Genomic DNA, 9,582 nt, shown 5'->3' on the forward strand with positions numbered 1-9,582 from the left:
TGTTTTATATATGAAAAAAGGGGGTCGCTAATTAGTATAGGCGCCACACATTAACGGACGATGAAAAACAGATTACAGTCGTATTACAATTTTGACAACGGTAACAATACTGCCCTCTTGATCGGCAATTATGGCCTTGTTACGCGGACCACAACGATGTCGCTGAACGCGGAACCCGCGTCATTGATCAGTTCGGCCCTGTACTCATAGTCGCCCGGAGGGTTGCCGGTAATGGCCGTTACAGCCGTCTGCGCGTTCGGTGTGAGAGCGGCAAGCGTTTGCGTATCGACAAGGGTTCCGTTCTCGTACAACCGGTACTGGCTACCGTTCGTGCCCCACCACATATTCATGCTGATATTGAAGCTTCCGTCGCCTGCCCAGTTATTATGGGAAATAACGGGTTTGGCCGGAGCGGCTTGCGTCACCTGCACGGTTAGCGTCTGACTGCGCGTCGTCCCATGGGCATTGGTAAGCTCCGCCGTATACCGGTACGTGCCGTTCTTGCGGTTTTTGATTGTGGTAGCCGACGTTTGGGCCGCCGGCGAAAGATCCGTCAGAAGCTGCGTATCGATAAGCGTATCGTTTTCGTACAGCTTATACGTACTGCCGTTGTAGCCCCACCACATATTCATGCTCACGGTATAATTCCCGTCCATAATTCCGTTGTCGTGCCCGTTATCGTGGGCAAGTACGGGCGTTCCCGGCACCCCCGGTGCCGGATTGGCCGGAGGACCGCCAATAAGCGTAGCCTCTCCCCAGTTGCCCCGATTGCTTGCATTGCCGTCCAGGCCGTTCCATAGCCACTGCCGCTTCCGTACGATACCGTCCTCGCTGTCGTCAAAGCCAAAGTCAAACCGGAGCCGCCGTCCCTCTTCGGCGGTTGTGTGCAGCGCTACCCATGGAATGGCTGCCTCCAGCGAATAACCGTCTCCGGCGGGATGTTTGCGCACCGCCATATCGATGGCATGCTGCCCCGACGTATTAAACCATTGCCAATAGTACCCTCCGTCATTTGCAGCACTCATGATCAATTGACGGTCCGACACGAGCAGACCTTCCTTTTGTTCCGGCGCTTCGGAGCCGACAAACAGTTCGATAGCGTCCCCCTTCCAAACATTCGCGTTCTTAAAACTATTCATCATGGGCGTCGGGTCGGTCACTTCGGCAAATACATACAGGTTTGAAGGGTCCCAGGCAAACGAAAAGCCTGCCTTCATGAACATCCCGCCAGTACCGGTAATCCGATCGTCCATTTGCAGCCAAATTTGTCGCGACGAATCGTAGGCATCATCACGGATGCCATTAATCGCGATCGGTTGCAGCGTATAGGCGATCTCGGTCGTACGGTTCGCCGGCCGCACCATTTCATTGAAACTGTGCTGGAATGGCGCTCGTTCCCCGAGCAGCACGCGGTAAATATCGTCATTGCTTTGCTTGACCCCTTGTAAAAAGCCCTTGTACGGACGGTCCGCCACATTGATCAAACCCGTGTTGTACCGCTCTCCTGTAAGTCCTTCCCACCAGCGGCCGGTCGCCGGCTGGTCGAGATAATTGAACCAATGCGTGCCTACGATATAGCCGAGCGACGCGGCCAATTCCACGTAATTGCGGTACCGCAGCTGGCGCTCCTCCTGAGTTTCTGTCTTGATGACGCCGGAGTTCAGTCCCTGCTCCGTTGTGCCGAAGTTAAACTCGGTAATCATGATCGGCTTGTTCCCCGATTTTTCATGAATGGCCTGCAGTTGGCTGACGGCCAAATCTTTGGCGTAATAATTGTAGCTGATGACATCAAAATATTCGCCGGCCACTTCCGATAACAGATCGCGCAGCCGGGTATTTTGGGCGGCCTGATTCAGCCAGCGGTCCCCCAGGAACAGATGGTTCGGATCGTATCGGCGGAAGGCATCCGCAATGGTGCCGTACAGCTTCTCCGCGTAAATTCGGATGAACGCGTACAAGTCGTCCTGCGCCTGCGGAGTAACGACCGTAAGCGCCGTTTCGTACAATTCGCCGAACCCCCCGTACGATGTGCCCCAGCTGCTGTTGAACGCGCCGATATTATCGTTGTACCGCTCCTTGAGCAGATCCACGAACCGGCGTTTGGAAGCGACCTTGCTGGCTTTGGCCTTCGGAATAACCGTGCCGATTTTATGGAAATGAATTTCATTGTCCATAAAGTAACCGATCAGAGCCGGGTCGTCCCGGTAAGTCGGCAAGTAACGGGCGAACGCTTCGTCAATGTTTTGCGCGGCATTGTCCGCGAAAATATCGAAGTAATGCAAGCCGTCCACTTGGGCCCAAGGCATATTGGAGGTCGGAAGCATTTTCACGTGCGGCTCCGCCTCGCCCGTCGCATAGTTGCCCGACCAGGCGCCGACCGTATTGAATCCCCAGCCCTTGATCCGCTTCATCCCTTCCTTGACAAAGGCTTCTTCGTTATAAGGGGTGTCGAACTTGCGGATGCGATTGGCGATATAGGAAGAGAAGTCGGTGCTGCCCGGCCGGAAAGCCGTGGCAAACGGACCTGTTTTGCCAGGAATCCATTCGAATATTTTTTCCCTGCCGTCTGTTTTGGTATAGGTTTCGTTTGTGGAAATGGCATTAACCCCCAAGCTGAAAAACACATTCCCCGACGGAGTGACCATCACCGGCCGGCCACCGACCTGCTGAATGCTGAAATAACCCTTCCCCGATAGACCGTACTGCTGTGCGCTGCCCTGCAGGCCCCCGTACGCATCCCGGTTGGACGGAATGGCGAGGCTATTGTAATAAGCCGGGTCGTCGAGCGCGTCCTGCTGAAGCTGCGTATCGTCGGTCACTTTCGTAGGAAAATACGCGTGAATGACTTGGCCGTACCGGTCGATTTGCCAATCTGCCTTGGAGTGATAGCGCAGCGTTTTGACAAAGCTCGGAGCGCGTCCTTCTTTTTGCGCATACGTATCGATGACGGTCTGGGTCGTAATCGGGATCGCTCCGACGTATAGCCGGTAGGCCGTGTCCGTATTCTGTTTGTAATAAATTTGCGCCCCCACGGTATTCGAGGACAGATGCAGAGCCGTTTGGCCGTCAACTGCCGTACCGGATGGGATGCTTGCCGCAACCGATGCCGTGTTCAAGTTCAGAATCGTCTGGGAAACTTGCGGCGTCCAGCTTTTGTCCGCCCCCTCTAGCTGGATTTTCAAATAACGGGTTCCCTGCGGCAGCGCAAAAGCTTCGTACACGTACATTTGCCAGCTGGACACCACAGGGCCGGACGTATACGCTTGGGCCGTAACGGGATGATAAGTGACGCCGTCCGAGGAAGCGAGAAACTGTAAATCTTTCACCTCCGTGCCTATCCAAAAATAGGCGGATACCGTAAACGAAGCCAGATCGTAGTCGGTCTTGTACGTAAAAGACCCTGTCGCCGTGCTGTTGCGAGTTAATCGTCTGGTATCGCCTCCGAAGTTTTGCGGGTTCGACGTGTCGATCACGATGTTGGAGCTGCGGGCGAACAAATATTGAAAATGGTCCAGATTATCGATCAACCCCGGCTCCGTGCCGTTCAACGCAAAAGCGGAGAGGGGAGAAACGCCGGACTCTTGCAGCGGTTCTTGACGATAAACCGTATGGGGAACTGTGTTATTCCCGGTATCGGAAGGGATGCTTGCCGTTGCCGGGACGATCCCTCCGAATGTATCCGCTTTCACTTCATTCGGAAAAGAAGGCAGCAGCAGCCCAATAATAAGCATCCACACAAGCAATTGGACAATAGGTCTTGAATACAAAATAACATCCTCCCATATTATCGAATATAAGCAGCTTATCGTGTCGGTTAGCCTGCTCATTGAAGTCCTGTCACTTTTTTCGCGTCCATCCTCCTTTCGTATTTAAAATAGCAGAAGCCATCGCAAGCACCTATCTTCATTATTTGCGATCGGACTATTTTTCTCTTACGACCGTCCGTCTTTATTTGTGATTCCATCCATTTTTTGTGCGACATAACTATTAGGAAAGAAATAAAGCGCCCCCGTCGGAGGCGCTCTCTGCCTTACAGCTGCTAATTGTCGGAATCGTCGCATGCGCGACGAATTTTACTTCTTCTTCAATCCTTCGACCAAATCGCGGATCATCATATACGAATCGCCGTTGTTCAGCTTCTGCTTGTCGGCGATCCCATCGACGGTCGCCTGCTTCAGCAAGCCTTTGCCGATCAGCTCCTGTACGGCTTCCGCAGCCGGAACGCCGGAGCCTGTCGTCTTGGCAATCGTCCACGCCGCCTGATCGAGCGTAAGCGGCTGCTTGGCCGGCTCGGTTATTCCCGCTACGACGCCGCTCGGATCGCCTGAGAGCTTATTGACGCGCTTCACGCCCTGCATCAGATTCAGCATCCGCTGCGGGTTCGAATCCGGCTTCGTATCGAAGCCGCTGTTGTCGTAGCCGCCGATGACAAGCCCCATGCTAACGACCGTCTGCAGTCCGGGGTACGCCTTCTGCTGCATGAACTCCTCCGGCTTCGCCTCGTAAGCGGCCAGTTCCATGCCCTGCTTGTTCAGCATGCTTTGCAGCTGGCCGATCTGCTCCTTCGACGCCGACAGCTGGCGGAAGGTGACGCCTTTGTCCATCGCCAGCTTGGCGGCGGCCCCGGCCGCTTCCGCCGTCGCCATGCCGACCGGAATGACCCGGGCGCTGCCGTGCGGAAGCGTATCGAAGCTGGCTGAGCGGCCGACGACGAGCAGGTTGTCGATCTTTTGCGGCACGATCGAGCGGAACGGCACCGCGTATTTGACCGGATGGCTCATGACCGCTCCATTGTCAGTGGGCGATGTGCGCTGAATGTCGACCGGGTATGAGCCGAAAGCGATACGGTCCCATTGGTCGCGGTTTTCCAGCACGTCGAGCATCGTCATCCGGTATTCGCCCTCCATATGGCGCGTCTCCCGGATATACAGCTCGGGCGCCGTGGCGTCCAGCTCCAGTCCTTCAAATTCCGAATACAGCTTTTTCATATGATCCATGACGTAAGGCAGTTCTTTTTTGCCGATTTCGAACGCTTCCTCGCGCGATTTCGGATCGAGTCCGTCGATGCCGAATATTTGCAGCGCGTTGATCAGAATCGTATTGTCGTTCTGGCGTCCGATATTCAGCCCGCGCATCTTGACCCGCTCCTTGTTGTTCGGCGGGTATTTCTGCATTTCCCCGTAGCCCCATGCGCTGAGTTCGTTGGCGTCGGTGTTCGGGTCTCCGTCTTCTTTCAGCCGCTTCTGCACTTGCTTCCATACTTCCGGGGTGACGTTTTTCAGACGGAATACGAGTGTAACCGCCATACGCGACTTCTCGTCGCCGAGATCCGCGCGTCCGATCGTAAACGGTACACCTGCGGCGGCGGCAATATCGGCATCCTGAGTAGCGTCGATAACCGCCTTGGCGGCTATTTCCTGCTTCGTGCCGTCGGCGTTCGTTACGGTCACACCGACGATCGTCTGCAAGCCATTTGCCCCTGCGGCGAGCTTCGGTTCGATCGCTTTCGTCTTAAGCAGCAGGTCGATATTTTTCTCGTTCGCGACCATTTTGCGGAACGCATTGGCTGCCGTCACTACATCGAAGGAATCCCCCTCCACCTGCTTGTACCATTCCATAAAAAGTCCTTGATTCAATATGTGCGTTTTACCGGGTATAATGCTGTTTTTCTCTCTGTCGTAATTGTGGTCCACACTATTGAGCCAGCCGAGCGTCATCAATCCGCCCAGGATAGCCCGTTCGTGTCCGTCCACGAGCAGCGTCTTCAAGCCGTTGCGGGCAGCCGATACAGCGGCGGCTACTCCTTCCGGATCGGTGCCGACGACGATGACGTCGTAAGCGTTTTTGGCCGCGGCAACGGACTGCACCGGTTCCAATTGTCCCGGGGCGGTCGATGCGCCTCCATCCTTCCGATCCCACAACAGCCCGATGGCGGTAGCGGCCGCGATCGCGATTGCTACTCCGATCAGCGTCAGCAAAACGACAACATTTTTGCGTGCGGTCCTGCGGTCTACGTGGCGAGCCATGAATCCCATCCTATCTCATATTGTAAAATGACATTCAAAGTGTATCATAATCGGAACATTCGGGCAAAAAACGAGCGTTTCCGACGGAATCCGACCGGCGGAAAGAAAAAAGGACCGCCCCGCTCCCGCCATGCTACCGCTGCTGCGACAGGATGGGGGGAGTAGGACGGACCGGTGACGGTACTGGCGGGAATCGAGACTGCTGACGCCGAAGCGAGTCGTGGCAGCAGCGTCTTCAACGTTTGATGGCGGCTCCGACTTATGGGGAGTCTACGATGATCGACGCACTGTCGCAATCGCAGGCTTGCGAGAATTCTCCAACGATCCTAGACGTTCCGGCTTACGGGTAAAATGTGCTGGCCGGCGTTGTCGTCGGGCACCAGCGGGCCGGGCGGAGGAACGCAAGCAGGGCGTCCTTGGCCTTCGCCGTGCCAATGTAGAACAGCGCCTCAGCCGCGTGAGCGCGGACGTATCGGTTGTCGTCCTCGAGCGCCGCGACGAGACCCGGCACCGCCTCTTCGGCCGCGGCGCCCCATTTGCTAAGCGCCAGACCGGCCGTAAAGCGGACCTGGGCGTCGCTATCGCTCAAAGCCGCGGACAGCGCTTCGACGCCGGCGCGGGGCCGCGCTTCCTCGCGCCAGGCGCCGATCGAGCCGAGCGCGTCCACGGCCGCGCAGCGCAGCCGTTCGGACGGATTGCCGAGCAGACCGGCGAGCGCCTGCACGACCACGGCGGACGAAGCGGAGCCCTTCTGTTCGCCCAAGGCGAACACGGCGTGGAACACCGTCTCCTCGCGGCGGCTGTCCAGCGCGGCAAGCAGCCCGCGGAGCGCTGCATCGCCCGAAGCGGCCAGGCCGTGTGCCGCCAGCCGCGAGACCCGGACGTTCTCATGCTCCAGCGCGCGCAGCAGCGCCTCCAGACCGGCTTCGCCGGAGCGGGCCAAACCGTAGGCGGCATTGAGCGCTACCGGCTCAAAACCGTCGTCGAGCGCCCGCTCCAGCGCATGGAGCACATCCGGCGAAGTCCCGGAGACGGCCAGTCTGTCGCTTGCCTTCACGCGGAGCCCGGCTTCGTCGGCGCCAAGCTCCCCGAGCAGCCGAGCCGTATCCGTATCCGCGGCCCCCACATCGGGCGCCCAATCCTTTTCGCTGCCGCCCGTTCGGCCGCAGAGCCAGTTCCAGGTATCCTTCCACATCGCTTCATGCGGATAGACCGTCTCGCCAATGCCGTCCGGGGTCCGCCACGACGGCTCGCGGTTGTCCCAGGACGGGGCGGTCGGCGCTTGCGTGCGCATAAATTCGAACTTGAGCATGAACCGTTCCCTGCCGGCCACATTGGCTGTCGAGCGATGCCATATATCGTAATGGATCAGCGCAAACGTTCCCGCTCCCCCCGCCGCTGTCGCTTCCCCGGCGCTTTCCTCCGCAGCGAATGTGCGGGTTTCGTAGTTTTGGGTTCCCGGCATAACGCCGGTCGGTCCCAGCTCGAGCGGCGTATCCTGCGGAAAGTACATGATCATCGCCCACCACGGCCGGTGATTGCGCATCCGTTTGTAACCCCAATAGCTGTCCTTGTGCCAATTGCCCGGCTGCGGCGAGCTGTTGTAGTGACCGTGCCGGTGCGCATGCATCATGTAGCCTTCGCCGAGCACGCTCGTCAGCCCTCCGGCGACGACTGGATGATCGAACACCTTCTGCAGCTCCGGAATGCGCGGCAGCAAATTATTGCCCGGGTTCCCTTCCGTTCCGTACACTTCGCTGAGTCTGCCAAGCAGCTCCTCGTGAAACGATGCCGGAAAATCGGTTTTCAGCAGCAAGTATCCCTGCGTAATAAATTGTCTCATTTGCTCGTCTGTCAATAAGCGAATATCGTTGCCCATAGGAACGCCCCTCCACACTGCATTGGTTTTTACACCTTTACTATGCCGGAAGAAGAGCGCATTGAAAATGGAGGAAGCTCACCTTCATTTGCACAAAACGAACCTGTTTATCGCGAATTGGCGAGGGCCATCATCCCCGTCGTACTTTTAAAGCCAAGTCCTAGTCCTTGCTCTGCTGCCGCGCTTTTGAGCTTACCGTGCCGTTCAGCTCATCAGCTGCCGGTATTCCGTCGGCGCAAAGCCGGTGTGCTTCTTGAATAGGCGGGAGAAATAGTACAGCTCCATGCCGATCGAGCGGGCTATGTCCGATACGGGCTGTCCGGTAGCGGTCAACAGCGACTGGGCCGTTTCTATTTTCAGCCGGTGGACGTATTGGATCGGCGACATGCCGATACGCTCGCGAAACTGGCGGATCAAGTAGTTGGGGTGAAAATGGACAAGATCGGCCAGCTGCTGCACCGTTATGTTCTCATGCAGATGGGCTTCGATATACTTCAGCAGCAGGTTGACGTTATGCATGGCGCGGTCTTCGTCTTCGTCTGCAGCGCGGAACGGCTGGCGGTCCGGCATCGCGCTTTCCAAAAACAAGCTGACGATTTCCAGCAATGTCGCCTTCTGCATCAGCACCGCCGAGAAGTCGCGGCTCTCGTAATGACCGATCAGCCGCGTAAACAAGCCGCTCAGTTTCTCCTCGTCGGTCACGTCGATAAAGGCGGGAGTGCCGGCAATGCGGAAAAGATCCGTGTCGCCGATTTTGGCCGTAAAGTGACACCAGTACTTTCCGAAAGCGTTCTCATCAAGCGCGTAGTAAGACTGCTTGACGCCGGAAGGCATGACGAATAGCTGCCCTGGTTTGGGATAGTAAGTGACGCCGTCGATGACCAAGCATCCCGACCCTTCGCGGATATAATAAAACCGGTTGAAATCCGGAATAAAATTCATTTGCCGCCATTTCATATTTACTTTCGTATAATTGGCCAACGACAGGTGAACCTGCACGTTTGCCAGCAAATGGCGCAGCCGCGACAGCGATTTGCTCCGCTTCATCGTCATCGGCTCCGCACCGTCCCCGCCGTCTTCATAGCCCTACGCCCCTCTCGCTTGCGGAAGATCATCGTTCCCGCATCTTACGCTTCAAGCTTACCACAATCGCCTGCCGTCGGCACCAGACGGCCGCTTATGGAAGTCTGCCGAAGGTGGAGCTTTACGGGCTTTCCCGGCAAGGATGCACTAGCGACGAATTTCCGTCCATGTGCCCAACCATGCACAAAGACGCCAGCGTCCACCATTATGCTACGGGGACGAAGGCGTCGATCGGCAAACAAAATGAACCGCGAGCGTGGCTCCGAAAATAGAATGACCTGGAAACGGTCCCGGTCCCCGCATGGCTAAGGTCGCAAAGGCTTTCGTGTCGCATGCTTGACCGTAGCCTGTCCGAAAGCCCACTCCCGCGACGCTTCAACGGCGAACGAACCGGTCTGCATCCCGGCCGATTCGTGAACGTCGTTATGCAGCATCCGGTTGGCGGGCTCGAGCAGGATCATTTCTTTCTTGGAACGGCGCATAGAGAGGTCTCCTTGGAAAAGTACTGTATTACCAGTTTCTCCAAAGGAACGGTAAAACATAAGCCGGTTCGGCGTAAGGCAAAAAGCCCAAACGCCGGACGCTTCGAAGCGT

5 protein-coding genes are annotated in these 9,582 nt (G+C 56.8%); all 5 read right to left on the reverse strand.

Going from position 1 to position 9,582, the window contains the following annotated elements; translation table 11 throughout:
• Positions 1–128: 128 nt before the first annotated feature.
• The 5 genes from ABD796_RS21115 to ABD796_RS21135 all read right to left on the reverse strand — a co-directional run bounded on the left by ABD796_RS21115 (position 129) and on the right by ABD796_RS21135 (position 9,470).
• Positions 129–3,767 (reverse strand): sugar-binding protein, encoded by a 3,639-nt coding sequence (locus ABD796_RS21115; protein WP_344911433.1) that lies wholly within the window; start codon positions 3,765–3,767, stop codon positions 129–131.
• Positions 3,768–4,073: 306 nt separating this feature from the next.
• The gene (locus tag ABD796_RS21120; protein WP_344911435.1) at positions 4,074–6,026 is read right to left on the reverse strand and encodes an FAD-dependent oxidoreductase; all 1,953 of its coding nucleotides are present in this window, start codon (positions 6,024–6,026) and stop codon (positions 4,074–4,076) included.
• A gap of 340 nt (positions 6,027–6,366) precedes the next feature.
• Positions 6,367–7,905, reverse strand: coding sequence for a HEAT repeat domain-containing protein (locus ABD796_RS21125; protein ID WP_344911438.1), 1,539 nt, complete (start codon positions 7,903–7,905; stop codon positions 6,367–6,369).
• A gap of 204 nt (positions 7,906–8,109) precedes the next feature.
• Positions 8,110–8,952 carry an AraC family transcriptional regulator gene (locus tag ABD796_RS21130; protein ID WP_344911440.1) on the reverse strand — a complete coding sequence of 281 codons (843 nt, stop codon included), beginning with the start codon at positions 8,950–8,952 and terminating at the stop codon, positions 8,110–8,112.
• Between the two features lie 341 nt (positions 8,953–9,293).
• Positions 9,294–9,470, reverse strand: a complete 177-nt coding sequence (locus ABD796_RS21135; RefSeq protein WP_344911442.1) for a hypothetical protein — start codon at positions 9,468–9,470, stop codon at positions 9,294–9,296.
• Positions 9,471–9,582: the final 112 nt, after the last annotated feature.

Source organism: Paenibacillus hodogayensis, assembly GCF_039536325.1.
In the GTDB taxonomy this organism is placed as follows: domain Bacteria; phylum Bacillota; class Bacilli; order Paenibacillales; family NBRC-103111; genus Paenibacillus_AB; species Paenibacillus_AB hodogayensis.

What these genes read in the sequence shown, in the direction of transcription:
- ABD796_RS21120 (WP_344911435.1), bottom strand. Translation starts at nt 6,026, where the DNA reads ATGGCTCGCCACGTAGACCGCAGGACCGCACGCAAAAATGTTGTCGTT.
- ABD796_RS21125 (WP_344911438.1), bottom strand. Translation starts at nt 7,905, where the DNA reads ATGGGCAACGATATTCGCTTATTGACAGACGAGCAAATGAGACAATTT.
- ABD796_RS21130 (WP_344911440.1), bottom strand. Translation starts at nt 8,952, where the DNA reads ATGAAGCGGAGCAAATCGCTGTCGCGGCTGCGCCATTTGCTGGCAAAC.
- ABD796_RS21135 (WP_344911442.1), bottom strand. Translation starts at nt 9,470, where the DNA reads ATGCGCCGTTCCAAGAAAGAAATGATCCTGCTCGAGCCCGCCAACCGG.